We start from the raw sequence: 24,187 nt of genomic DNA on the forward strand, positions 1-24,187 counted from the left end.
ATTCCTTAGATGACGACCAGTTCGCCTTCGATGGCGCCGGCCTGGTCCAGCGCCTGCAGGATCGCCATGATGTCGTCCGGCGAGGCGCCCAGGCTGTTGATGACGTCGATGATCGACTGCAGCTTGGCGCCGGCCGGCCATTTGAACATCTGGCCCGAGCCCTGGTCGACGCTGACCTGCGATTGCGGCGTGGCCACGGTGTTGCCCTGGGCCAGGGCGTTCGGCTGGCTGACCTTGGTCGATTCGGAAATCACCACCTTCAGCGAGCCGTGGGTGACGGCGGCGGCGCGCACGCGCAAGCCGTCGGCGATCACCACGGTGCCGGTGCGGGAATTGAACACCACCTTGGGCGCATCGTCGCCGACGTCGATCGCCAGCGCCTCCAGCTTGGCCATGAAGGCCACGCGCTGGGTTGGGTTGGCCGGGGCCACCACGTCGATGCTGGTGGCGTCGGTGGTGGTGGCGATGTCGCCGAAGCGCTTGTTGATGGTGTCGACGATATTGATCGCGGTCTGGAAGTGCGGGTGGCGCAGGGACAGGCGCACGCTCGGCTTGGTGGCGAAGTCGCTGGCGATCTCGCGCTCGATCGCGGCGCCGCTCGGGATGCGGCCGGAGGTCGGGGTGTTGACCGTGACCGAGGAGCCGCTCTTGCCGGAAGCGCTGAAGCCGCCGACCACCACGTTGCCCTGGGCCAGCGCATACACTTCATTATCGGCCGCGCGCAAAGGCGTCAGCAGCAGGGCGCCGCCGCGCAGGCTCTTGGCGTCGCCCATCGAGGACACCACCACGTCGATGTTCTGGCCCTTGCGGTAGCCGGGCGGGAACACCGCCGACACCATCACGGTGGCGACGTTCTTCGACTTGGCGTCGGTGCCGTCCGGCACCTTGACGCCGAACTGCTTGAGCATATTGATCACCGACTGGCTGGCGAACTTGACCTGGGTCGAGTCGCCGCTGCCGTTCAGGCCGACCACCAGGCCGTAGCCGACCAGCGGATTGTCGCGCATGCCTTCGACGGCGACCAGGTTGCGCAGCACTTGCGCGGCCTGTACCGGGCCAGCGCCGCCCAGGGCGACGCAGAGGGCCAGCGGCAGGGCCAGAAGGCGGGAGAGCGTGCGGAAATTCATGGGTTCACCCTATTTAAAACGTCGGCCGTTCAGAACGGCATCAGCGGGCCATTGAAGAAGCGCGACAGCCAGCCGGCCGATTGCGTGTCGGCCAGGGTGCCTTGCGCCGAGTAGGCGATGCGGGCGTTGGCGATGCGCAGCGACGACACCTGGTTGTCGGCGTCGATGTCGGCCGCGCGCAGGTAGCCACGCAGGCGGACGAATTCTTCGCCCTGGTTCAGGGTCAGGGTTTTTTCGCCGGACACGCGCAGCAGGCCGTTCGGCAGCACTTCCTGCACGATCACGGTGATGGCGCCGGTCAGGGCGTTCTGCTGGGTGCTGGTGGCGTCGCCGGCGAAGGTGTTGGAGGCGCCCAGGCCGACCGCGGCCTTGCCGAAGGTCTTGCCCAGCAGGTTGGGGGCGACGATGTTGTCGGCCGAATTCTTGGAGTAGCTGGTGCCGGCCTTCTTGCTGGCCTGGGTGGTTTCCTGCAGGTTGACGGTGACCACGTCGCCGACGCGGAAGGCGCGGCTGTCCGAGGTCAGCGACAGGCCCAGGTCGGGACTGTAGACGCCGCCGGAGGTGCCTTTCGGGCCGACCACGCGCGACACGGTGGGCGGCTCGTCGGACGGACCGGGCCGCACCGGCGGCGGCTGCAAGGCGGCGCAGCCGGCCAGCAGCGTGGCCACGAGGGCCAACGCCGAACGGACAGGCAGCGTCGAGCTCATCAGCGTGCTGCCTGCGACAGGTATTGCAGCATATTGTCGGCGGCCGACAGCACCTTGGTGTTCATCTCGTAGGTGCGCTGGGCGGCGATCATGTCGACCATCTCCTCGACCACCTGCACGTTCGAGCCTTCCAGCGTGCCTTGCTTGAGCTTGCCCCACTGGGCGTCGCCCGGCTTGCCGTCGGTCGGCGTGCCGCTGGACGGGGTTTCCGCGAACAGGTTCTCGCCCAGGGCCAGCAGGCCGGTCGGGTTGATGAAGCTGGTCAGGGTCAGCTGGCCCAGCTGGCTGGCGGTGGTGTTGCCGGCCAGCGTGGCCGAGACGATGCCGTCTTCGGCGATGGTCAGCGAGGTGGCGTTGGCCGGGATGGTGATCTGCGGGATCAGCGGCAGGCCGTGGGCGTTGACCAGGATGCCGTTGGCGTCGACCTGCAACTGGCCGGCGCGGGTGTAGGCGGTTTCGCCGTTCGGCTGGCGCACCGACAGGAAGCCGTTGCCCATCACCGCCACGTCGAGCTGGTTGCCGGTGGTTTGCAGCGAACCCTGGCTGAACACCTTCTGGGTGCCCACCATGTGCACGCCGTTGCCGAGCTGTACGCCGGACGGCGCCAGGGTGTTGTTGTCGGCGCGCTGGGTGCCTGGCTGCTGCTCGATCGAATAGAACAGGTCCTCGAACACCACGCGGTCGCGCTTGAAGCCGACCGTGTTGGCATTGGCCAGGTTGTTGGCGATGGCTTGCAGTTTTTCGTCCTGCGCCTGTACGCCGGTTTTGCTGATCCACATTGCTGGATTCATGATTTCTCCCTGTTGTGTAACGTGGACCGGCTTAGCCGCCGATCAGGCGGTTACCGGTTTCGGCCATCGAATCGCTGGCCTTGAACAACTTCATCTGGATTTCAAAGGTGCGGTTCAAGCTCATGGTGGCGACCATCTCCTCCACCGCCGAGACATTGCTGCCCTCCAGGTGGCCGGGCTTGACCACCACGGTGGCGTCGGTCGCCAGCGGCTGGCCGCTGCGCGCCACCAGCAGGCCGGCCTCGTTCTTGGTCAGTTCCGACGCCTCGGCCTTGACCAGCTTGAGCTTGTCGATGGTCTGCATGGTGGTGGTGCCGGGGCTCTGGATCGACACCGTGCCGTCGGCGCCGACCGCGATCTTGCTGTACTCGGGCAGCGAGATCGGGCCGCCTTCGCCCAGCACCACGTTGCCGTTGATTTTCAGCGTGCCGGTTTCATCGAGCGTCATGGCGCCGGCGCGGGTGTAGGCCTCGCCGGTCGGGCCCTGCACCGCGAAGAAGCCGTTGCCGTCGATCGCCACGTCCAGCTCGCGGCCGGTGGCCTTGAGCGTGCCCTGGCGGGTCGATACCGCGTTGGCCTGCAGCTGCGACATGTGGCGGTCGTCGTAGCCGTAGCCGTTGACGGTCTGCGCCGACGACAGCTCCATATTGGCGCGGAAGCCGCCGGTTTCGATGTTCGCCAGATTGTTGGCGTGTACCTGCTGGCCGCGCAGGGCCCGTTCGGCCCCGCTCATGGCGGTGTAGATCAGCGCATCCATGGGTCAGCTTGTCCTTACAGCGCTTGCATCAGCGATTGCATCATCTGGCTCTCGGTCTGGATGACCTTGGAGTTCGCCTGGTAGTTGCGTTGCGAGGTCATCAGGCCGACCAGTTCCGAGGTGATGTCCACGTTCGACTGTTCCAGCGAGCTGGTGTTGAGCGAACCGGTCATGCCGACGCCGGCGTAGTTGATCAGCGGCGTGCCCGAACCCTGCGACTGCACCCAGCTGGTGTCGCTGACCTGGGTCAGCGCGCCTTCGTCGGGGAAGGTGGCCAGGGTCAGCTTGCCGACCGGCTGTTTCTGGCCGTTGCTGTACTTGGCGATCACCGAGCCGTCCTTGGCCAGGTCGACGCCGGCGAAGGTGCCGGAAGCGTAGCCGTTGGCGCTGTTGGTCGAGGTGGTGGCCTCGCCGGCGAAATAGGTGGTGCCGGTGTAGTTGACGGCCATGGTGGTGACGGTGGTCGCCGGATTGGTCAGCGTGGCGCCGCTGGTAAAGCCGGCCGCCGCGTAGTCGAAGGAGGCCAGGTCCAGCGAGAAAGTGCCGCGGACCGTCGGGTCGGCCGGGTCGGGCGCGGTCATCTGGCCGGTGCTGGGCGAGAACGTCAGCGAGGTGGCGCCGGCCGGGACGCCGTCGATGACGTAGTTGACCGCGACCTGGCCGGGGGCGGTGGTGCCGAAATACTGGGTCAGCGTGTGCTGGCCACCCAGCGTGTCATAGATGACCGAGGCCTTGGACATGCTGAACGTGGACGGGTCGGGCGGCGTGGTCGGCGTGACGACGGTGGCGTCGAAGGCGGTGACCGGCCAGTCGGCCGACAGGTTGCCGACGTAGCTGACCTTGTCGCTCATCACGGCTGGAATCTGGCCGGTGGGGATCGTGATGTCGCCCTGGGCGCCCGGCTGGGTGCTCGGCGGCGTGATGGTCGCGCCCTGCACCTTGCGGCCGGAGGCGTCGGTCAGGAAGCCGTCCTTGGAGGTGTTGAAGATGCCGACCCGGGTGTAGTTGATGGTGTTGCTGCTGTCCTTGACCATGAAGAAGCCGGCGCCGTTGATCGAGGCGTCCATGGTGTTGCCGGTGTTGAGGATGCCGCCCGACAGGCCGATGTTCTGGGTGGTCGAACCGATATGGACGCCGGTCATCTGGTTGCCCGCCACCAGCGACGAGAAGTTGGCGCGCGACGATTTGTAGCCGTAGGTGCCGGCGTTGGCGATGTTGTGGCTGGTGACGTCCAGCGCTTCATTAATGGCCTGGATGCCAGACAATGCGATATCGAAACTCATGATGGAGTCCTTCCTTAGAGGCTAGATTGAGTGGCAGAAGCGGTGGATTTACCGTTGAAAGCAGTGATGGCGGTCGGCGCGACTTCGCCGATGTTGCCGACATTCAGGACGACGCTGCCGCTGGCGGCCAGCCGTACGCTGTTCAGGCGGCCTTGCAGGTCGACCGGCGGGTTTTCCTTGGTGCTGGTCTCGACCGTCATGGTGTAGGTGCCGGCGGGCAGGCCCAGCGCGGTCGGGTCGACGGCGAACGGCACCGTGCCGGCGGCGGTCGTGCCGAGGTTGACGTAGTGCTTGCCGCCGTCGGCGCCGGTCAGCACCACGCGGGTGGTGGTGCTGGTCGCGGCCAGCGTCATCTGGCCGCTGACTTTGGTGGCGCCGTCGGTGGTCAGGGTGCTGGTCTCGGCCATGACGTCGGAGCCGACCTGGGCGCCCAGGGCCAGCACCTGCATGCTTTGCAGCACGCTGGCGTTGGCGCTGGTCAGGCTCGACAGGTTCTGCAGCGATTCGGTCTGCGACAGCTGGGTCAGCTGCTGGACGAACTGGGCCGGATCGGTCGGCGACAGCGGATCCTGGTTCTTGATCTGCGCCACCAGCAGCTTGGTGAACATGTCCGAGGTCGCGCTGGCGCTGTTGCCGGTGATGTTGCCGCTGGTGCCGGCGGCCGCGCCGCTGCTGCTACCGTTGTTGAGGAGACTGACTGTCATGGCTTAACCTTCACCGAGTTTGAGGAGGGATTGCTGCATCGTGCGGATGCGGCCCAGTACTTCGACATTGGTCTCGAAGGCGCGCGAGGCCGACATCATGTCGGTCATCTCGGCCACCTGGTTGACGTTGGGGTAGAACACCATGCCGTCGGCGTTGGCCATCGGATGGCCCGGTTCATAGACCTTGCGCAGCGGCTCGCTCGATTCGACCACGTCCAGCACCTGCACCTTGCCGCCGGCGTTGCCCATGTCGCCGATGCTGTCGCCCATGACGGCGGCAAACACTGGCTTGCGCGCGCGGTAGGTGTCGGCTTCGGTGCCGGCCACGGAATCGGCGTTGGCCAGGTTGCTGGCGATGGTATTGAGGCGCACCGACTGGGCGGCCATCGCCGAGCCGGCGATCTCTGAAATATTCTTGAACGACATGGCAACGCTCCTTATTGGCCGTTGATTGCTTTGGCCAAGCCCTTGAGGCTCATGTTGACGAAGGTCAGGCTGGTCTGGAAGTCCGAGGCGTTCTGCGAGAACGCCGCCTGCTCGACGCCGATCTCGACGGTGTTGCCGTCGCGGGTAGGGTGGAAGGGCACGCGGTACATCATGGCGCTGTCCTCGTCGCCGCCGATGTCGCCGGTCGCTTCGGCCTGGGTGTTGGCCAGCGTGGCGGCGAAGTCCATGTCGCGCGCCTGGAAGCCGGGCGTGTTTTCATTGGCGATATTGGAGGCCAGGATGCGGGTGCGCTCGGCCCGCAGGTGCAGCGCGTCGGCATGCAGGCCCACCGCATCTTTGAAATTAATCGCCATGTTCTTCCCCTGTGTAGGCATTGCTGTAAAACGATGTTGCATGAGTGAAAACCGCCGGCGCCGGGGTAGAATGGCGCCCGGGTGCGGCATGCACCCGAGACGTTCCGGCTCCCGGCATCATAGTAGAGGTATTGCCCATGTTCAACAAAAGTATTGTAACCGCTTTGAGTGCAATGTTGCTGTTTTGCACTCCATTTTCTGCGGCTTTTTCCGCGCCCGGTCCGACCGCCGCCGAGCAGGTGCCGCTGGCGGTGGAGGCGGCCGCGCGCGCCCATGTGCAGCGCTGGGCCGACAGCAGCGGCCTGGTGGAACCGAAATTCGAACTGACCGTGGTGCGCGGCAGCCGGCCGCTGGCCGCATGCAGGCAGGCTGTGACGGTCGAAGCGCTCGATACGCGGCTGCCCAGCCGCATGCGTTTCGCCGCCGTCTGCGCCGGCGCCGAAGGCTGGCGATATGAGTTCGTGGTGCGCGCGCAGGTCTCGGCGCGCATTGCCGTGATGGCAAGCGATGTGCCGTCAGGGAAAGTATTGACCGACGACGACGTGTTGCTGGAGCGCCACGACATCTCCGGCCTTGCCGACAGCGTGTCCGATCCGCAGGAGCTGGTGGGCATGAGCGGCCGGCGCGCGCTGCGCAGCGGCGAGGTGTTGCGCATGGGCTTGCTGACCGCGCCGACCCTGGTCAAGCGCAACGACGCCGTGCGCATCGTGGCCAAGCGCGAGCAGATCGAGGTCAGCATGGCGGGCGAGGCGCTCGACAGCGGCGCGCGCGGCACGCTGGTGCGGGTGCGCAACGCCAACGGGACCGTGATCCGTGCCAGGGTGACGGGCGCGGCGACGGTGGAACCTGTCGATATGCCCGTGTCCACTAATTCCCCGACGGAGTGATGGTGCTGCCGCCGCGTTGCAACTGCGCGGCCAGTTTGCTGAGTTTGTCAGCGTAGTTGGGATCGGTGGCATAGCCGCCTTGCGCCAGCCCCTGGGCGAAGGCGCGGGCGTCGCTGCCGGTGTTGAGCGCGGCCTGGTAGCGCGGATTGCTGGTGAGCATGTCCGCGTAGTCGCGGAAGGCGCTGGCGGTGTCCGGATAGCTGCGGAAGCGTTCCACCTTCCTCAACATGGCGCCGTGTTCGAATTCGGTGGTGCTGGCGGCCGCCACCGCGCCTTGCCAGCTGCCGCCGGCCTTCAGGCCGAACAGGTTGTTGCTGTCGGCGCCGCCCTGGCGCAGCGGATTGCGGCCCCAGCCCGATTCCAGCGCCGCGTGCGCGGCCACCACGTCGGGCGAGACGCCCAGCTTGCCGGCGGTCTCCTCGGCCCAGGGTTTGATCGAGGCCAGGAATTGTTGCTGAATGTCGGCGTCGGCGCCGCCGGCGATCGCGCCGGCGCCCTGGTGGCGCAGCGCCATCGCCTGCAGGTTCATGGCCGGCGTGCCGGCGGTGCTGGCGGCGGAAGAGGGCGTGGCGCTGAAGCCGCCGCCCTGCGCGATGAAGGCGCTGACGTCGTGCTGGACTTGCTGGAAGGTGGAGGCGAACGCCCCGGACGACACAGCACCGCCCAGCGCCGCGGTGGGGCGGCTGGCGGTCATGTTCGAAACGGTGGCAGCAGTGGGTGCGGTCGATTGCATCCGGTCAAGCTGGTGCATAAATCTGCTCCTCGCCATGCAGCACGCGCTGCATGATGCTGTACTGTTCTACCAGCAAGTCGCTATTGCGCTTGCCCAGACGCTTGCATTCGATCACCATCTGTTCCAAGGTTGCCCAGTCTGCTTCCATTCTCTCCCGTGCCGCATTTTTCAGCAAGGCAAATGCCTGTAACATGGTCGATGTTGGCCCCAATAAACGTTGTACCAGCGCCACGCGCTGCAAGCGGCGCTCCTGCATGACGTCGACCAGGGCGGAAATCGCCTCGGCCACGGCGGCCAGCTGCGGGCCCTGGTGGCGCACGGCGGCGTCGAATTGCTGTTCCAGCAGGCCGCGCAACTCGGGGTAGGCCAGCAGATCGTCGGCGATGCCGGCCAGCAGCAGGCGCATGGCGTCCTGCCGGGTGGCGGGCGCGGCGCCGGCGGGGTTGACTGTGCTCACTTCTCGCTCCCGTGGAAGCGCTGCACCAGGCCGGCCAGCTTGGCGGCGTCGAACGGCAGCTCGCCCTTGGCCAGCGCGTCGCGCAGCATGTCGACTTTTTCCTGGTCGATTTCCGGCATCTCGCGCATCGCCTGCAAGGCCGGCTGCATCACCGCCGATTGCAGCGGCGCCTGCGGCGCCGGCGCCATGACGGCTTCGGCCGCTTCCGCCGGCGCGGCTTCCGCCACCCGCTGGACAGCGACGCCGTCGGGACTTCCTGTCGAGATTCTCATACGTGTGCCTCTGCTTGGCTTGGTTTCCATACTTTGTGCGTCTTATTTCTTGTGGCGCGGGTCGCGCACCGGGCTGTCGCCGCCGAGCTTGGCGCGCAGTTTTTCCAGCAGGGTGGCGTCCGGCAAGGCGGTGTCGACATCCTCGGTCAGGGCGTTGCTGCCTTCCGGCATGCCGAACATGGTGGCGATCGACTTGGCCTGGGCCGTGGTCAAAATCAGCAACTCGATGCGGCGGTTGACGCCGGCGTCGGCGCGCTTGGTGTCGAGCGGCGCGCGGTCGGCCATGCCGACCACCTGCAGCACCGATTCCGGGTTCATGGTGCCGGCCAGCAGCTGCGAGCGGGCCGACATGGCGCGGTTGGCCGACAGCGTCCAGTTGGAGAAGGCGGCGTAGCTGCGGTCGGCGTATTGCAGCGAATCGGTGTGGCCGACGATCAGCATCTGGTTTTCCATCTGCCGGAACAGCGGCCCCATCTTGCGCAGCAGGGCGCGGAACTTGTCGGTCGGCACGGCCGAGCCGCGCACGAACATGCCCTGGCGGTCGGTGTCGTGCAGCATCACGCGCAAGCCGTAGGGGGTGATCACCGATTCCAGGTTGGCGGTCAGGCCGGCCTCGGCGCTCATCTTGGTCAGGGCCTTGGACAGCGCCGCCAGGTCGCTCGGGCTGTCGTACTTGACCTTGGCCTCCTCGACCACCGGCTGCGAGTCGCCGGTGACCTTGGTGTGGGCCTCGCCCTTGGCCTTGGCGTCGCCCGGCTCCTCGGTGCTGCCGGTGTGCGGCATCGGGAAACGGTCGATCAGGCTGCCGCGCGGGCCGCCCACCTGCTCGGGCATGACGCCCTTGCCCTGGTCGGTCTTGGCGCCGTCGGCCTCGGTCAGGATCTGTTCCAGCGATTCGAAGTTACGCGCCGCCATCAGCCACAGCACCAGGAACAAGCACATCAGCGCCAGGCAGAAGTCGGCGAACGCCACCTTCCAGGCGCCGCCGTGGTCCTCGTGCTTGTGCTTGCCACCGCCGCGCTTGACGATGGTTTGCTCATGGCCCTTGTCATGCGACTTTAGCACCGCGGCCTCCTCTGCGCGAGCTGTCTTCGGCCGGGGCGCTGTCGCGTCCCTCGAGGTCGTTGATCCAGCGTTCCAGCTGGGCGAAGCTCGGCTTGATGTTGAGCGGCACCAGGCGGCGGCCGGCGTCGATCGCCAGCAGCGGCGGCTTGCCGGCCACGTGGGTCACCAGCACCACTTTGACGCATTCCTTGTTCGACGCCTCCTGGTTGACCAGCTGCTTCATCATGTTGGAAATCGGGTCCAGGATGCCGTAGCAGAAGAAGATGCCGATGAAGGTGCCGACCATGGCGGCGCCGACGTGCTCGGCGATCTCGCCCGAGGTCGCGCCTTCGCTGACGGTGTTCATGGTGATCACGATGCCCAGCACCGCGGCCAGAATCCCGAAGCCCGGCATCGCCTCGCCGATCTTGGCCAGCGACTTGGCCGGCTGGTTCAGTTCTTCGTGGATGGCTTCCAGTTCCTGCTCCAGCACGCCTTCGAGCTCGTGCGAGTTGATCTTGCCCATCGCCATCAGACGGAAGTTGTCGACGATGAAGGCCAGCAGCTTGGGTTCCTCCAGCACGCGCGGGTAGCGCTGGAACAGCGGGCTGTCCTTGGGCGCTTCGACGTGGGCGTCCAGCGCCTTCAGGCCGCCGGCCGCCAGTTGCAGCAGTTCATACATCAGCAGCAGCAACTGACGTTGGAATTCGGAGTCGTATTTTTTGCGGAATACGATCTTCTTGATTTGCGTCACGGTCTCCTTGAGCACGTGCGATGGGTTGCCGATCACCAGCGCGCCGAGACCGGCGCCGGCAATGACGATCAGCTCGATCGGTTGCCAGATCTGATGGAAGGCGCCGCCCATCATGAAGAAGCCACCGAAGACGCTGCCTAAAACTATGATGATGCCGACTATTTGCTGCATGATGATTCGCCTTTCCGCGTCATTTTTCTAATCTTGCCTTGCGCCCGCTCTGGATCAGGCGTTTTGCAATACTGCCTTCATCTTGCCCAGCGCCGCCTTGTTGAGCTGGCAGACGCGGGCGTCGGTCAGGTCCAGCACGGCGGCGATTTCCTTGTAGCTGAGTTCGAATTCGTAATACATCTGCACCACCCGCTGCTCGCGCTCGTCGAGCCCGCGCAGCGCCTGTTCCAGGCTGCGCCGCACCACCAGCTGGTCTTCCGGACTGGGGGCGCTGTCGTTGCTGACGCTCTCTTGCAGGACTTCGTCGAAGCTGGCGATCAGCTCGGCGTTCTCGTCCATCTGGTAAGCCTGGTAGGCTTCCGAGGTCAGGTTCAGGGCGCTCATGATTTCCTGTTCGCTGGGCTCGTGTCCCAGGCTGCGGGTCAGGGCGCGCACGCCGTCGCGCAGCTTGTGGCTCTGCTGGCGCACCGCGCGCGGGCGCCAGTCCTGGCGCCGCAATTCGTCGAGGATGGCGCCGCGCACCCGCAGGCTGGCGTAGCTGCCGAAGGCGCCGTCGGGCTCGCCGTAGCGGCGCAGCGCCTCGAGCAGACCCATCAGGCCGATCTGCTCCATGTCGTCGCGGTCGATGGCGCCGGCGATCTGCGAATTGAGCTGGCGCACGATGCGCTTGACCAGGGGCGCGTACGACAGCAGGTGTTTTTGCTCGTCGGCCACGCTGTGCGCCACCGGCGTGCCGCCGGGTTCGCCATAACTTTCGGCATAAGCGTCCGCATATTGCTCTATATAGGCCATGCCCGCTCCACTGGTCGCACCACTCGTCTTCATGCTTGCTGCAGCCTACTCAATGATCAGCTTGCCAATCATGACTTCGGAAAATGGCTTTTCACGGCCCTCATGCTCGTACGTGGCCTCGAAAGCCTTGTTCAGTTCGCCCGCGAACTGATCGATGGTCATCACTTGCGCGGTGGCCATCGGCAGGTTGGACAGCGTGCGCACCGCCACGCTGCGCAGCATCGGCAATTGCTCCTTGGCTTCCTTCTCTTTCTTCTCGGTGGTGGTGATCACCAGGTCGGCCGACATGTAGTGGGTCAGCGCGTCGCCGGGCTGGCGCTTGAGCATGATGACCACCTTGTCCACCGTCAGGTACTTCGGCGCCGATTTATCGTCCTTGACTTCCTTCTTGGGCGCGGCCTTGGCCGGCTTGCCCTCGGCCACCGGCTCATCCTTGCCCTTCGACATAAACCAGACTGCGCCGCCGGCCACTGCTGCGCCAACCACGGCCACCAGCACCAGCGCTATGATCATTTTCATGTTCTTCATCTACTGATTACTCCCGCTCGGACGTCATGGCAAAGGTGGTGGTGTCGTCGTCCGACAGGGCGCGGCCCGGCGTGCGGCCTTCTTCCTGCTCGCGCTGCTGGCCGTTGCGTCCGCCGCTGTCGGCCTGGGCCTGGGCGCGCGACGACGACACCGTCACCGAGACGTCGGCGTACTGGCGGGTCGACAAGTCCTGGCGCACGCTGTCGCCGATGGTGTTGAGCTGGCGCAGCACTTCGCTGTGGTTGGCGCTCAGGTTCACTTGCAGCGAACCGGCGCTGTGGCGGATCGAGATCTCGATGCTGCCCATGTTGGGCGGTTCCAGGCGGATCACGGCGTGGTCGCTATTGCGTTGCAGCTGCACTTGCAGGCGGTCGCCCAGCGCGTCGCGCAACGGCTGCTGCCACTGGTCCGGCGCACCGGCCAGCTTGACCACGGCGGCGGCCGGCGTGGCGGCCGGGGTGTTCTGGCTGAAGCCGACGCTGTTGCCGACCGGCGCCGGGGCTGGCGCGCTGCTGCGGGGCAGGCCGTCGTCCTTGGCGGTGGCGGCCAGGGCGCTGGTGGCGCTGCCGAGGTCCGGGGTGTCGGCAGTGGCGGCGTCGGCGCTGCGCGGCGTCACGCGCGGCAGGGCCGGCGTGAAGACGGCGCCGGCCGCAGTGGGCAAGGGGGCTGCAACCTGGGCCAGCGTCGCGTTGGCGGCGGTGGCAGGCGCGGCGGCGGCCGTCGGGGCTGGCGCATCCGACAGGCTTTGCTGGACCTGCGCACCGAGCGCGGCGTTGTTGGCCATGGCGTAGATGTTTTGCGGCGTGGCGACCGGGACCGCGCTGACCGGCGTCGCGCTGACCGGGGCCGCGGCCGCTGCATCCGGCAGCGGCTGCTGTACCCGGGCGCCTTGCGCGGCGCTGTTGGCCATGGCGTAGATGGTTTGCGACGTGCCGGCCGGCGCCGGCGCCGGGGCGGTGACGGCGACGCTGGCGGCCGACAGGTTCAGACGGGTGACGGCGCTGTTGAGCGTCGAGGTGGCGCCGACGGCGTCGGCGCGCACCGGGGCGGCGCCATCGGCGCTGGCGGCCGGCGCGGCCTGCTGCGCGGCGTTGACCTGCAGCGCGTTGAACATGGCCGGCACCAGGGTGGCGGCATTGGCGTTGGCGGCGGTGACGGCTGCGGCGGCGGGATCGGCAGCGGCGTCGGCGGCACCGTCGGCGCCGCTGTCGGTGGCGGACGATTGCGGGTCGAGCACCAGCGGGTCGGTCAGTTGCAGCAACTGGGCGAACAGCGGCGCGCCGGACTGGGCTTCATCGGTGGCCGGCTCGGCCTGGTCGCGGCCCGGATGGCTGACCGGGTCGTTCTGGCTGGCCGGCGTGGCGCTGCGCGGCGTCGCATTCTGCCTGGGCTGATTGCTGGCCAGCGGATTTTTGCTGCTGCCGGCCTGCGGAGCGGACTTGGGCGGCACCCGGCTGCCGTTGTTGGCGGCGTTATGACTCTGCGCAGGCGTCGGCATGCTGTCGAGGCCGCCATGATTGGAGGCGACCGGAGCGGTCAGTTCGGCTTTGGCGGCTTTGGCCGAGGCGGTGGCGCTGGAGAGTGTCATGGTCATGCTTGGATTCCGGTTTCTAACTGTTCGCTGTCTAGCGCATAGGCCAGCCAGCCTTCTTTGTTGGCCTGCATTTCATGCAGCCGCCGCTCGAGGTCCTCGGTGGCGGCGTTGCATGCGCGCACTGCTTCTTCATGTATCTCACGCAGGGCCGACAGCGCGGCCCGTTCGCCGCTGCTCCACTGGCCCTGGGCCGCCATCTGCGGCAAGGCGGTGGCCATCAGGGTGTTCATCGCCGCCAGCATCTTCCAGTCCTGGGCGGCGACGGCGGCACTCATCTTTTGCGCCATTTGCAGCAGCGTGCGTTGCCTATCCATTTTTGGCCTGTACACCCAGCCAGCCCTTTTTGATGGTGGTCAGCAACGTCGTCACTTCGTCGATGATGGTCGGGTCCAGGCTGACGCCGGCGGTGTAGAGGCGGCCGGCGCAGTAGTCGTACAGGCGGCCGAGGTTTTCCACCACTTCGCCGCCGTTGTCGAAGTCCAGCGAGCTGGCCAGGCCGTTGATGATGTCGGTGCACTTGTTCAGGCTGTTGGCCTTGAGCTCGTAGCGCTTGCCGACGATGTGGCCGCGCGCGCGCGCCAGCTCTTCGAGCAAGCCGTCGGTCAGCACCAGCACCAGTTCGATCGGCGACGCCCGCGTGACCTGGGCGTCCAGATTGGTGGAGTGATAACTGCTGTAGGCTTCGTGGTTCAACATGGTGTTCACCGTACTGGTTGTGATTCGTTAACTTAATTGCTGCTGTTGGGCGAGAACATCGCCGTGAACATATTCGAGGTGCTGGTCATCGACGACTGCAGCTGCTGGAGCGCGCTGAACTGCGCCAGATAGCGCTTGTAGGCGTTGTCGAACTGGCTTTGCAGCGCGACCTGGCGCTTGGAGATGTCATCCTGCACCTTGGTGACGGCGGTCTTGCGGCTGCCGATCAGGCCGGTGGCGGAATTGGTCCAGGTGTTGACGATCTTGTTCATCGAGCCCAGCACGCCGCTGTCGACGCCCAGGCCGGCGCGGCCGAACAGCGTGTCGATCTTGCCGGGGTCGGCGGCGATGGTCTTCTGCAGGCGGGTGCTGTCCAGCGTCAGCGTGCCGTCGCGCGAGGCGGTGATGCCAAAGCTGATCAGCGACTTGCCGCCGGTGACGGTGCGCAGCATGTTGCCCAGCGTGGCGCGCAGCGAGGCCACGCCGGAATCGTTGTACAGCGCGGCGTCGGCCGCCTGCGGCGTGCTGTCGGTGGTCGAGGTGGCGGTATGGTTGCCCGGCGCGGTCAGCGTATTGAACACGCCCAGCAGCTTGTTGTAGGCGTCGATAAAGGTCTGCACGTTGGCGGCGGTGGTGCTGCTGTCGGGGCCCACGGTGAGCTGCACCGGCGTGGCGCCGGCCAGCTGCGCCTGCTTGACGGTGAACTTGACGTTGTCGATGGTGCTGAAAGTGTTGGACGCCTGGGTGAGCTTGGTGCCGGTGCCCTGGTCGCCCATCCAGACGATGGCGTCCTTGGCGGCCGCCTCGACCTTTTGCGTCGACAGGTCCGACTGCAGGCCGGCGTCGCCCAGGCCGCTCACGTCCAGCGAGGCCACCGCATTGGCGGCGCCGGTCTGGGTGGCGCTCAGCACCAGCTTGGGCTGGCCGTTGATCGTCAGGGTCGAGGCGGTGACGCGGGAATTATTGGTGGCGGCGACGTTGATCGCGGCGGCGATTTCCTTGGCCGACAGTTTGCCGTCCATATTGCTGTCGGCGTTGGCCAGGTCGACCTGGAAGTTGGAACCGTCGGCCAGCATCACCTTCAGCGAGCCGGCGCTGGTGGCGGCGCTGTCGTTGACGTTGTAGGACACCTGGCCGGCGGTGGCCAGTTGCTCGACATAGAACGAGTAAGTGCCGGCCACGGCGTTGGTGCTGGCGGTGCCGGTGGCGATCGTGGTGTTGCTGCTGGTGGCGGCGGCCGCGCTGACGCTGCTGGTGGAGGTGGTCAGCGCCTGCAGCGTCGACTGGAAGGCGCTGAGCGCGTTGCCGAGCGAGCCCAGGGCCGAGGCGGTGGCGGTGGCCTTGGTGGTTTGGCTGTCCAGGTTGGCCTTGGTCGGCGCCACATAGGCATTGGCCAGATTGGTGGCGGTGGTTTGCGGGTCGTAGGTAGGACTGCTGATGACTGCCATGATCGTTGCTCCTGGAAAGGATGATTGAGTGTACCCTGATATAAGGCGACCTTAATCGTTTCCCTATGAAAATATTCTTAACTATTTTTTCGGCTTGCGCCGTGGCGCGCGTTTATTTCTGGCCGCGCATCCATAGCTGAGTTGCCAATTCATCATGTTGCTTGCGTTCCTGCACGTTTTGCTGGGCCAGCACCACCTTCTGCTGCTTGACCAGCACCTTGCCCAGCACCTCGCGCTTGGCCCAGGCCGCGTTGAGTTGCTGCTGCGACAGCGCCATGTCGGCCTCGTGCATGTGGAGGTCGAGCCGGTGGCTGTCGGCCATCTGCATCACGGCCTGCTTGTAGTCGCCGCAGTTGCCGGCCAGCGCGGGATGCAGATTGCCGCTGGGGCCGCTGTTGGTGTAGAGCCCGGTCAGGCGCTCCAGGTTTTTTTGATAACGTTCACGCAAACTTTCCTTTTCCGCCAGCTCGGTCTGCAGGCGCTCCACCTCGGTGTTGCGCAGGGCCACGAGCGTGGTCAGGTTACGGATGTTGTGGTGGCTCATGTCATCAGCTTTTCAAGTTGGTTGATGCACGGCGCGAAGGGCGCCTCTTCCTTGGTACCCTGGCACAGGAAATCCTCGACCCGGGGGTGCAGCTGCACCGCCTTGTCGGTGACCGGATCGGCGCCCGGCACATAGGCGCCCAGCGGGATCAGGTCGCGCACGCGGTCGTGGCGCGCCATGCTGGCCTTGAGCGCGCGCGCCGCCATCAGGTGTTCGTGGGTGATGACCTGGCTCATGCAGCGGCTGATCGAGGAGGCGATGTCGATCGCCGGATAGTGGCCGCGGTCGGCCAGCTCGCGGGTCATGACGATGTGGCCGTCGAGCACGGCGCGGGCGGTGTCGACCACCGGATCCTGCTGGTCGTCGCCCTCGGCCAGCACGGTGTAGATCGCGCTCATGCTGCCGGTCTGGTTTTCGCCGTTGCCGGCCGACTCGATCAGCTGCGGCAGCGCCGAGAACACCGACGGCGGATAGCCCTTGGTGGCCGGCGGCTCGCCCAGCGCCAGCGCCACTTCGCGCAGCGCCATCGCATAGCGGGTCAGTGAATCGACCAGCAGCAGCACGTTCTTGCCCTGGTCGCGGTAGTGGGCGGCGATCGAGTGGCACAGTTCGGTGGCCATGATGCGCATCAGCGGGCTCTCGTCGGCCGGCGCGATCACCAGCACCGCCTTCGACAGGCCTTCCTTGCCGAGCGACATGTCGACGAATTCGCGCACCTCGCGCGAGCGCTCGCCGATCAGGCCGACCACCACCACGTCGGCCACGGTCTGCCGGGTCATCAGGCCCAGCAGCACGGACTTGCCGACGCCGGAGCCGGCCATCAGGCCGACCCGCTGGCCCTTGCCCAGGGTCAGCATGGCGTTGATGGCGCGCACGCCGACGTCGAGCGCCTCGGTGACCGGTTTTTTCTTCAATGGATGGATGCGCGGCGGCAGCGGTTCGAGCGGGAAGTCGCCGCCCAGCTTGCCGAGGCCGTCGATCGGCTCGCCCAGGCCGTTGACCATGCGGCCCAGCCAGCCGGAGCCGATCTGCAGGCTGACTTTTTCGGGGGAAGGCAGCACGCGGGCGCCGGTGGTCAGGCCGATGGCCTTCTTGAACGGCATCAGGAACGACAGTTTGTCGCGGAAACCGACCACCTGCGCGTCCAGCCATTCGCCGTTGACTGTCTCAATCTGGCAACGCTGGCCGGTGTGCAGGGGACATCCCACCGCCTCAAGCAGCAAACCGGACGCCCCCACCAGGCGACCGGTCGGGGTCGCCATGGGCACGGAACCCAGTTCGAGATTGCGTAAGGCGTCAGCGATCACTCTTCGATCTCCGGTTCATCGCCGCCGTCGGCAGCTTGAAGTTGATTATCGACCTGTTCCATGACAGCCGCAAGACGTTGATGACATCCGGCATCAACTTCATTGTCGCCGGCCTTGATGCGGCACTCGCCCACTTCCAGGCGGGCGTCCGGGATCAGGTTCCAACGCTTGGAACGTTTCGGGTCCAGCTCGGCGATGCGCTTGAGTTCTTCCGGGTTCAGGAAGACGTCGATTTCCTCGCGGGTGGGCGGCATCGACGCCAGCGTTTCCTCGACCAGGGCCATCAGCTGCACCGGCTGCAAGGCCAGTTCGGCGCGGATCACCTGGCGCGCCACCTTGGCCACCAGGTCGACCACTTCCTTGCGCTGGGCGGCGCGGTAGTCGGAGCGTAATTTTTTAAGGCTCTTCAGCATGGCGTCGACCGGGCGCGCCATCTGGTCGTAGGCCACCAGGGTTTCGTGGCGGCCTTCTTCGCGGCCCTGTTCCTGGCCCGAGCTGCGGCCGGCCTCGAAGCCGTCTTCCTGGCCGCGCGCCAGGCCGATCTCGTAGCCGTCGCGCTGGCCCTGTTCAAAGCCCTCGCTGACCGAGGCGGCCCACTGGGCGCCGCCGTCGCCGCTCTGGCTATGGCTCTGGGCCACGGCGCGCTGGTGCGCCATGTTGGTGAACTGCGCCAGCGGTGGAAAGCGGTAAGCGCGGAACTGCTTCATTCGACCACCTGTTCAGCGAACAGCTGGATCTCGATCTCGCCGACGTCGGCCAGCGCCTTGACGGTGGCCATGATTTCCTGGCGGGTTTGCTCGATGCGCGACAGCGGCATCGGGCCGGCGCGCCGCATCATGTCCTCGAAGGCCTGGGCCTGGCGTTTCGGCATGGTCTTGAGGATGGCGTCGCGGATCGACACTTCGGCGCCCTTGAGCGCGATCGCCCATTGCTCCAGCGGCACTTCCTCGATGATGCGGGTGATCGCCACCTCGGACTGGTTGCCGAGGATGAAGAAGTCGTACATCGACAGCTCGATCTTGGACACCACGTCCGGGTCGTGCGCGCGCAGCAGCTCGACCATCTGCGCGCGGTTGCTCGGCAGGCGGTTGAGGATCTCGGCGGCCTGGCGTATGCCTTCCACGCTGGTGCTTTGCGAATCGAAGGAGGACAGGCAGCGCACCACCAGCTCGTCGAGCTCGACCAGCAGGTCGCGGTCGATCTCTTCCAGGCGGGCCAGGTTCAGCAGCACCAGGTCGCGGCCGTCGGCCGGCAGCGCGTCGATGATCTGGCCGGCCAGCGCGGCCGGCAGGAAGGCCAGGAACACCGCCTGCATCTGCACGTGTTCGTTGGAGATGTATTCGGCCAGCCACTTCGGCGAGGCCCATTGCAGGCGCGCCATCTTGGGCCGCAGTTCGTCGCCGTAGATGTTGTTGAGCACCGTGTTGGCGAGGTCGCCGCCCAGCGCCAGGTCCAGCGAGCGCTTCAGGTAGCTGCGCGAGGCGCCGTGCACGCCGGACTGCTGGCGGTAGTCGTCGAAGAAGGTCTGCATCGCGGTCTTGACGGACTCGACCTTGATGCCGCTCATGCGCGACATCACCTGGGTCACTTCCAGCAATTCCTCGCGCGACAGGCAGCGCAGCACGGCCGCGGCCGGCTCCTCGCCTATGCTCAGCAGCACAATGGCGGCTTGCTCCACCGGCGACAGCTGGGCGTTGCGGACGGCGTTGCCGTAGTCTTCTTCGTCGGGGTTATTGAGTTCGGCCATTTTTCTGCATCCATTGTTTGACGACTTCGGCGACACGTTCCGGTTCTTTGGCGGCCAGTACTTTCAGGTGGTCGACCATGACGTCGACCGCCGAGCCTGGCGGCGGCAGATCGTAGTTTTCCAGCAGCGGCACCACCGGCATGCCCGGCTGGGCGGCGGCGCCCGGCAGGGCCGGGGCGGCGCCCGGCGTGCCCGGCGCGTGGGCGCCGGCGATGGCCGGCGTGCCGGCAGCGGCGGCTGCTGCCTCCTTGGCTTCCTTGGCCGCCACCACGGCGGCCTGTTCGGCGGCGCGGCGTTCGGCGGCGATGCGCGCCAGTTCCTGCGGCGCCGGCGTGAAGCGCACGGTGGCCAGGCGCATCAGCGGACGCAGCAACAGGAAGTAGCCGAGGATGATGCCGACCGCGTACATCACGTAGGAGCTGATGTCGACCACGTTGTCGCGTTCCTGCCACCACGGCGGCGTCGCCGCTTTCGGCGGGAAGTTCATGACCGACACCACCAGCTGGTCGCCGCGCTCGGCGTTGATGCCCAGGCCGTTGCGCAGGATCTTGTCGATGTTGGCGATTTCGTTGGCGCTCCAGCCGGTCTTGGGCGTCGGCGAGGCGGCTTGCGCCAGCACCACGGCCACGCTCAGCTTCTCAAGGCGGCCACGGCTGCGCTTGGTCTGGGTGATGCTGCGGTCGTAGGCGTACTGGCGGGTGGTGGCGTTCTTGCGCGCGGTGCCGTCGGCCGGATTGTTGGGATCGTTGGCGGCGGCCGGCTTGGCGGCGTCGGCCGGATTGGCGTTGGCCGGCGGCGGCCGGTTGGACAGCGTGCCCGGCACGCCTTGCGCCACGCGGTTGCGGTCCAGCTCTTCGCGCATGGCTTCGCTGGTGACCTTCGGATCGGCGCCGTATTTCTCTATCGTTTCCTCGACCTTGTCGTTGTCGACCACGGCCATCACGCTCATGCGGAAGTTGTCGTCGCCGATGACCGGGCCCAGCAGGTTGCGGACGTTGGCCTTGACCTCGTCCTGGTAGCGCTTGCCGTTCTCGTTGCTGGCGCTGCCGGCGTCGAAGCCGTCGACCAGGTCGATGTGGGAGGACAGCAGGTTGCCGGTCTGGTCGACCAGGCTGACGCGCTGCGGGCTGAGGCTGGCGACGCTGCCCGACACCATGTTCACCACGGCGGCGATCGCTTCCGGCGCCAGCGTGTGGCCGGGCTTGAGCGCCACCACCACCGAGGCCGACGATTTCTCGCCGTCCGACGACACGAAGGAGGTCGACTTGGCGATCGACAGGTGCACGCGCGCGTGGGCGATCGCGTCCAGCGTCATGATCGATTGCGCCAGCTCGCCTTCCAGGCCGCGGCGGAAGCGCACGTCCTGCACGAATTGCGACACGCCCAGCGGGTCGTTCTTGTCCATCAGCTCCAGGCCGGCCGGCAGCTGGGCGGTCACGCCCTTGGCGGCCAGCAGCATGCGCACCTTGCCCAGCATCGAGTTGGGCACCAGCACCTGGCCGCTTTCCGGATGCAGGCGGTACGGAATGTGGTCGGCGTCGAGCACCGTCATCATGTCGGCGGCGGCGACTTTTTCGCGCGCGCCGAACACCGGTTTATAGCCGGACTGGTCGCTCCACAGGTACATCAGCACCATGGCCGTCACGCCGATCGCCAGCAGCAGCAGCGGATACAGGTTCTTCAGCAGGTTGGGCGGCATGGACAGCGCGACCGGGCTGGCGCGCCAGCGCTCGAAGGCGGACTTGATGGAATTGATCACGTTGTTGGCTTTCGCGTTGAACTGGGCACGCTGTTACAGCGGCAATTTGATGAGCTCGTCCACGGCGCCCATCACTTTGTTGCGCACTTGCATCAACATCGAGAAGGACAGGCTGGCTTCCTGGCTGGACAGCATGGCGCCGACCAGGTCGTCGCTCTTGCCGGAATCGACGTCGGACATCTGCTGCGCCGCGTTGGCGTCGGCGTCGTTGACTTTGTGGACCGCGTCCTTCATCGACTGGGCGAAGGAGAAGGCCGGCTGAGCATCACCGGCGCCGGCGGCAAATTGCGCGGCGGGCGCCACGCTCTGGCTGGCCAGGTTTTGCGCCGCATTGGTGAGCGACGCGAGGTCGGCCTGTATCAGGTTAGAGATTCCGTTACTCATCTTGCTATCTCCCGTTTATGCAACGTTTGTCCCATATGTCTACCATATCCAGATTGCCAGAAAGCAGCAAGCCCTGCGTTGTTTATCTGTAAGGCACTGTGTTCAATCAAGCGACACCTCGCGGCAGTTGTCACAACGATGTCACACTCTTGTAAGAAAGGCAGCGTATGCATGGCGTTCAAAGCCAGGCCCGCGCTGTCGCGGCGGCGTCAGTGATGGGGGGAGGGGGATAGGGGCGCTGATGCCATTCCCGGTCGCCGGGAACTGTTCTCTTGCGGCAAATATCGTTATAAATCATTCACTAAGCGCCATGTATTCAAGGGTGTTGCAGAGCAGCGTCAGACAACGTGAAGCGGGTTAAGCTTACTGGCTAGCAATATTCTTGTAAAGACTTATTTGCCGCGAGGAATCACCTGGTCAAATATTGTTGGATGGCAATAATGTGAATTTTGATGTATGCTGTGCTAACGACAACGCATGACTTTAAGTTACGATAGGTAATATTCCCCAAATAGTGCGCTGGAAGTAACCAGTTTTTAGCTGGATAGTGCGATGATGGAGGAGTAGCTAAGAATTTCCGACATGGCGAAAACATGACAACGACAAAACAGACCGCGCCACCTCAAGTTCTGGATCCATGCCTGCTGGGGCGGCCGGTGCACCTGCTGCATATCTTTGCGGCCCAGTTGCGCGACGATCTGGCGCAGTCGATGCGACTGAATATGAACCGCCGCTACTGGGGCGGCTTCCAGGTCGAGGACGTCACGTTCGAACGTCTCGAAGACAAGGAAACCCGCGGCCGCTGGCTCAGCTTTGCCGCGCCGGCCGGGCAGATCGCCTTCTCGCTGGAGCGCAAGGTATTGCTCAGTGTGTTGAACTTCCGCTACGGCAGCGGCAAGGCCGACGCCGCCGCGCTGGACGAGAACACGGTGAAGGTCACCGCCACCGAAGAACGCCTCGCCGTGGTTCTGGGGCAACAGTTGGCCGGCACCCTGGCCGGCCGCATCGAACTCAATCTGCCGGTGCTCGACAAGCCGGCCCCGGCCGAAGGCGAGCAGGAGGCGGCCGACAGCGAATTCAAGCCGGCCCCCGGCTCCCACCCGCCCAAGGGCAGCTGGATCATCACCGTCACCGTGGCCGACATCCGCAGCGGCGCCACCGGCCAGTACTGGTTCGCGCTCGACAAGACGCTGATGGCCAATGTGCTGCGCGGCCTGTTGCGTGACCGCGACGCCGGCAAGAAGGCCCAGACCGCCGCGCCGCTGGTGCAGCGCCTGCAGGTCGGCCTGGTCGGCCGCCTGGCCAGCAAGGAAGTGCCGCTGGGCAGCCTGTACGACCTGCAGGTCGGCGACGTGATCCCGATCAGCCTGAACAGAGCGGATGTGCTGCTGGAAGACTCCCGTCTGTTCACGGCCGCCGTCACCGAACACAAAGGCAAACTCTGTTTAACCTCTTTTGAAGACGCCGAATAACATGATGAACATGAACGTAGCCAACCCTAGCGACGCCCTGCTGGAAGACCTGTCCGAAGAAATGATCATCGACCAGGTCGGCACCGAGCTGACCGACGTGCCGGCCGTGCCGACCCGCCGCGACCTGCCGGCCATGATGCGCAAGATCCCCGTGACCCTGACGCTGGAAGTGGGCTCGGCCCGCATCTCGCTGCAGGAGCTGATGGCGATCGGCCCGGACAGCGTGGTCGAGCTCGACGTGCTGGCCGGCGAACCGCTGGTGATCAAGGTCAACGGCACCGCCATCGGCCGCGCCGAAGTGGTGGTGGCGGGCGAGAACTACGGCCTCAAAGTGATCGACCTGGACGGCCTGAATCTCGACATGATGACTCCATGACCTGGAGCACTAACCCGCAGTGGCGCCGGCGACTGCTGCCTGCGGCCGCGGGCTTGACGTTGCTGGGCCTGCTGGCCTGCGTCCCGGCCCACGCGGTCGACCTGCTGGCCAACGTGGTGCCCGGCGCCAAAACCGAACTGACGGTCAAGACCCAGATCCTGATCGTCATGACCTTGCTGGGCTTGCTCCCGGTGATGGTCATGATGATGACCAGCTTCACCCGCTTCGTGATCGTGCTGTCGCTGCTGCGCCAGGCGCTGGGCCTGCAGCAGGGCCTGCCCAACCGCATCATCACCGGGGTGGCGCTGATTTTAACGCTGCTGGTGATGCGCCCGATCGGCGACCAGATCTGGACCGAAGCCTTCGTGCCCTACGACCAGGACAAGATCGGCCTGGAGGTGGCGCTGCAGATCGCCGAGAAGCCGGTGTCGCGCTTCATGCTGGCGCAGACCAGCAAGGCGGCGCTGCAGCAGATCGCCCACCTGGCCGGCGAGGACAAGATCACCGAACCGTCGCAGCACGCCTTCACCGTCAAGCTGGCGGCGTTCGTGCTGTCGGAGCTGAAGACCGCATTCCAGATCGGCTGCATGCTGTTCATTCCCTTCCTGGTGATCGACCTGGTGGTGTCGTCGGTGCTGATGGCGATGGGTATGATGATGCTGTCGCCGCTGGTGATTTCATTGCCGTTCAAGCTGCTGCTGTTTGTGCTGGTGGACGGCTGGACCCTGACCGTCAATACGCTCGTCACGAGCGTGCAGGCTTACTAAGGAGCGAACTGATGCTGACTCCCGAAGTTGCCGTCGACCTGGTGGTCGAATCGCTGCACATCGTCATGCTGCTGGTGGTGATCCTGGTTGTGCCCGGCCTGATCACCGGCCTGGTGGTGGCGCTGGTGCAGGCCGCCACGCAGATCAATGAACAGACCTTGAGCTTCCTGCCGAGGCTGCTGGTGACCCTGCTGGCGATCATCCTGATGGGGCGCTGGATGGCCGGCTACCTGATGGACTTCTGCGTCTCGATCTTCACCCGCGCGGCCACGCTGGTCGGCTAGCT

30 protein-coding genes are annotated in these 24,187 nt (G+C 65.7%); 5 read left to right on the forward strand and 25 right to left on the reverse strand.

What is annotated here, in order from left to right; all coding sequences use genetic code 11:
• Window positions 1-5: 5 nt before the first annotated feature.
• The 8 genes from D0T21_RS04080 to flgB are packed head-to-tail and all read right to left on the reverse strand — an operon-like array spanning window position 6 to window position 6,169.
• On the reverse strand, window positions 6-1,127 hold the full coding sequence (locus tag D0T21_RS04080) for a flagellar basal body P-ring protein FlgI (protein WP_116988538.1): 1,122 nt from the start codon (window positions 1,125-1,127) through the stop codon (window positions 6-8).
• 29 nt (window positions 1,128-1,156) lie between these two features.
• Window positions 1,157-1,834: a flagellar basal body L-ring protein FlgH gene (flgH, locus tag D0T21_RS04085; protein WP_116988539.1), complete on the reverse strand. Its 678-nt coding sequence runs from the start codon at window positions 1,832-1,834 to the stop codon at window positions 1,157-1,159.
• Complete coding sequence (gene flgG / locus D0T21_RS04090; protein ID WP_199538396.1) at window positions 1,834-2,625, reverse strand: flagellar basal-body rod protein FlgG; 792 nt, start codon at window positions 2,623-2,625, stop codon at window positions 1,834-1,836. The genes flgH and flgG overlap by 1 nt, the downstream gene beginning before the upstream one ends.
• Before the next feature lie 31 nt (window positions 2,626-2,656).
• Window positions 2,657-3,382, reverse strand: coding sequence for a flagellar basal-body rod protein FlgF (gene flgF, locus D0T21_RS04095; protein WP_116988541.1), 726 nt, complete (start codon window positions 3,380-3,382; stop codon window positions 2,657-2,659).
• 14 nt (window positions 3,383-3,396) lie between these two features.
• A complete protein-coding gene (locus D0T21_RS04100) occupies window positions 3,397-4,665 on the reverse strand; it encodes a flagellar hook protein FlgE (protein WP_116988542.1) in 1,269 nt (422 codons plus the stop codon).
• A gap of 14 nt (window positions 4,666-4,679) precedes the next feature.
• Window positions 4,680-5,369: a flagellar hook capping FlgD N-terminal domain-containing protein gene (locus D0T21_RS04105; protein ID WP_116988543.1), complete on the reverse strand. Its 690-nt coding sequence runs from the start codon at window positions 5,367-5,369 to the stop codon at window positions 4,680-4,682.
• 3 nt (window positions 5,370-5,372) lie between these two features.
• Window positions 5,373-5,795 (reverse strand): flagellar basal body rod protein FlgC, encoded by a 423-nt coding sequence (gene flgC / locus D0T21_RS04110; RefSeq protein WP_116988544.1) that lies wholly within the window; start codon window positions 5,793-5,795, stop codon window positions 5,373-5,375.
• A gap of 11 nt (window positions 5,796-5,806) precedes the next feature.
• A complete protein-coding gene (gene flgB, locus D0T21_RS04115) occupies window positions 5,807-6,169 on the reverse strand; it encodes a flagellar basal body rod protein FlgB (protein WP_116988545.1) in 363 nt (120 codons plus the stop codon).
• 173 nt (window positions 6,170-6,342) lie between these two features.
• On the opposite strand from flgB, the gene flgA reads away from it, so the two are divergent.
• Entirely contained in the window at window positions 6,343-7,056 is a 714-nt protein-coding gene (gene flgA, locus D0T21_RS04120) for a flagellar basal body P-ring formation chaperone FlgA (RefSeq protein ID WP_229211327.1), read from the forward strand.
• Here flgA and D0T21_RS04125 read toward each other — a convergent pair.
• From D0T21_RS04125 to D0T21_RS04205, 17 genes are all read right to left on the reverse strand, one after another.
• Window positions 7,037-7,807: a glycoside hydrolase family 73 protein gene (locus D0T21_RS04125; protein WP_116988547.1), complete on the reverse strand. Its 771-nt coding sequence runs from the start codon at window positions 7,805-7,807 to the stop codon at window positions 7,037-7,039. The two genes, flgA and D0T21_RS04125, sit on opposite strands and share 20 nt — an antisense overlap.
• Window positions 7,794-8,246: a flagellar export chaperone FlgN gene (flgN, locus tag D0T21_RS04130; RefSeq protein WP_116988548.1), complete on the reverse strand. Its 453-nt coding sequence runs from the start codon at window positions 8,244-8,246 to the stop codon at window positions 7,794-7,796. Before flgN ends, D0T21_RS04125 begins: the two co-directional genes overlap by 14 nt.
• Window positions 8,243-8,518 (reverse strand): flagellar biosynthesis anti-sigma factor FlgM, encoded by a 276-nt coding sequence (gene flgM / locus D0T21_RS04135; protein WP_116988549.1) that lies wholly within the window; start codon window positions 8,516-8,518, stop codon window positions 8,243-8,245. Before flgM ends, flgN begins: the two co-directional genes overlap by 4 nt.
• 42 nt (window positions 8,519-8,560) lie before the next feature.
• The gene (locus D0T21_RS04140; protein ID WP_116988550.1) at window positions 8,561-9,583 is read right to left on the reverse strand and encodes a flagellar motor protein MotB; all 1,023 of its coding nucleotides are present in this window, start codon (window positions 9,581-9,583) and stop codon (window positions 8,561-8,563) included.
• Window positions 9,567-10,487: a flagellar motor stator protein MotA gene (gene motA, locus D0T21_RS04145; RefSeq protein ID WP_116988551.1), complete on the reverse strand. Its 921-nt coding sequence runs from the start codon at window positions 10,485-10,487 to the stop codon at window positions 9,567-9,569. The genes D0T21_RS04140 and motA overlap by 17 nt, the downstream gene beginning before the upstream one ends.
• A gap of 54 nt (window positions 10,488-10,541) precedes the next feature.
• Window positions 10,542-11,279, reverse strand: a complete 738-nt coding sequence (locus tag D0T21_RS04150) for a FliA/WhiG family RNA polymerase sigma factor (RefSeq protein WP_116988552.1) — start codon at window positions 11,277-11,279, stop codon at window positions 10,542-10,544.
• Window positions 11,280-11,324: 45 nt separating this feature from the next.
• A complete protein-coding gene (locus D0T21_RS04155; RefSeq protein WP_116988553.1) occupies window positions 11,325-11,807 on the reverse strand; it encodes a flagellar basal body-associated FliL family protein in 483 nt (160 codons plus the stop codon).
• A gap of 7 nt (window positions 11,808-11,814) precedes the next feature.
• A complete protein-coding gene (locus D0T21_RS04160; RefSeq protein ID WP_116988554.1) occupies window positions 11,815-13,401 on the reverse strand; it encodes a flagellar hook-length control protein FliK in 1,587 nt (528 codons plus the stop codon).
• Window positions 13,398-13,715 carry a hypothetical protein gene (locus tag D0T21_RS04165; protein ID WP_116988555.1) on the reverse strand — a complete coding sequence of 106 codons (318 nt, stop codon included), beginning with the start codon at window positions 13,713-13,715 and terminating at the stop codon, window positions 13,398-13,400. The genes D0T21_RS04160 and D0T21_RS04165 overlap by 4 nt, the downstream gene beginning before the upstream one ends.
• The gene (gene fliS / locus D0T21_RS04170; protein ID WP_116988556.1) at window positions 13,708-14,097 is read right to left on the reverse strand and encodes a flagellar export chaperone FliS; all 390 of its coding nucleotides are present in this window, start codon (window positions 14,095-14,097) and stop codon (window positions 13,708-13,710) included. Before fliS ends, D0T21_RS04165 begins: the two co-directional genes overlap by 8 nt.
• A gap of 32 nt (window positions 14,098-14,129) precedes the next feature.
• The gene (gene fliD, locus D0T21_RS04175) at window positions 14,130-15,545 is read right to left on the reverse strand and encodes a flagellar filament capping protein FliD (protein ID WP_116988557.1); all 1,416 of its coding nucleotides are present in this window, start codon (window positions 15,543-15,545) and stop codon (window positions 14,130-14,132) included.
• A gap of 112 nt (window positions 15,546-15,657) precedes the next feature.
• Window positions 15,658-16,089 carry a flagellar FliJ family protein gene (locus D0T21_RS04180; protein ID WP_116988558.1) on the reverse strand — a complete coding sequence of 144 codons (432 nt, stop codon included), beginning with the start codon at window positions 16,087-16,089 and terminating at the stop codon, window positions 15,658-15,660.
• A complete protein-coding gene (gene fliI, locus D0T21_RS04185) occupies window positions 16,086-17,396 on the reverse strand; it encodes a flagellar protein export ATPase FliI (protein ID WP_116988559.1) in 1,311 nt (436 codons plus the stop codon). The genes D0T21_RS04180 and fliI overlap by 4 nt, the downstream gene beginning before the upstream one ends.
• Window positions 17,393-18,103 (reverse strand): flagellar assembly protein FliH, encoded by a 711-nt coding sequence (gene fliH, locus D0T21_RS04190; protein ID WP_116988560.1) that lies wholly within the window; start codon window positions 18,101-18,103, stop codon window positions 17,393-17,395. The genes fliI and fliH overlap by 4 nt, the downstream gene beginning before the upstream one ends.
• Window positions 18,100-19,143 carry a flagellar motor switch protein FliG gene (locus D0T21_RS04195; protein ID WP_116988561.1) on the reverse strand — a complete coding sequence of 348 codons (1,044 nt, stop codon included), beginning with the start codon at window positions 19,141-19,143 and terminating at the stop codon, window positions 18,100-18,102. Before D0T21_RS04195 ends, fliH begins: the two co-directional genes overlap by 4 nt.
• Entirely contained in the window at window positions 19,127-20,902 is a 1,776-nt protein-coding gene (fliF, locus tag D0T21_RS04200; RefSeq protein WP_116988562.1) for a flagellar basal-body MS-ring/collar protein FliF, read from the reverse strand. Before fliF ends, D0T21_RS04195 begins: the two co-directional genes overlap by 17 nt.
• A 33-nt stretch (window positions 20,903-20,935) precedes the next feature.
• On the reverse strand, window positions 20,936-21,286 hold the full coding sequence (locus D0T21_RS04205; protein WP_116988563.1) for a flagellar hook-basal body complex protein FliE: 351 nt from the start codon (window positions 21,284-21,286) through the stop codon (window positions 20,936-20,938).
• 593 nt (window positions 21,287-21,879) lie between these two features.
• On the opposite strand from D0T21_RS04205, the gene D0T21_RS04210 reads away from it, so the two are divergent.
• Genes D0T21_RS04210 through fliQ form a run of 4 tightly spaced genes read left to right on the forward strand, consistent with a single transcriptional unit; the run spans window position 21,880 to window position 24,185 of the window.
• Window positions 21,880-22,758, forward strand: coding sequence for a FliM/FliN family flagellar motor switch protein (locus D0T21_RS04210; protein ID WP_229211328.1), 879 nt, complete (start codon window positions 21,880-21,882; stop codon window positions 22,756-22,758).
• A gap of 4 nt (window positions 22,759-22,762) precedes the next feature.
• Window positions 22,763-23,134, forward strand: a complete 372-nt coding sequence (locus D0T21_RS04215; RefSeq protein ID WP_199538397.1) for a FliM/FliN family flagellar motor switch protein — start codon at window positions 22,763-22,765, stop codon at window positions 23,132-23,134.
• Window positions 23,131-23,901 carry a flagellar type III secretion system pore protein FliP gene (gene fliP / locus D0T21_RS04220; RefSeq protein ID WP_116988566.1) on the forward strand — a complete coding sequence of 257 codons (771 nt, stop codon included), beginning with the start codon at window positions 23,131-23,133 and terminating at the stop codon, window positions 23,899-23,901. Before D0T21_RS04215 ends, fliP begins: the two co-directional genes overlap by 4 nt.
• Window positions 23,902-23,912: 11 nt before the next feature.
• Window positions 23,913-24,185 (forward strand): flagellar biosynthesis protein FliQ, encoded by a 273-nt coding sequence (gene fliQ / locus D0T21_RS04225; RefSeq protein ID WP_008449457.1) that lies wholly within the window; start codon window positions 23,913-23,915, stop codon window positions 24,183-24,185.
• Window positions 24,186-24,187: the final 2 nt, after the last annotated feature.

The sequence above is a fragment of the Duganella sp. BJB476 genome (assembly GCF_003416895.1).
In the GTDB taxonomy this organism is placed as follows: Bacteria; Pseudomonadota; Gammaproteobacteria; order Burkholderiales; family Burkholderiaceae_D; genus Rugamonas.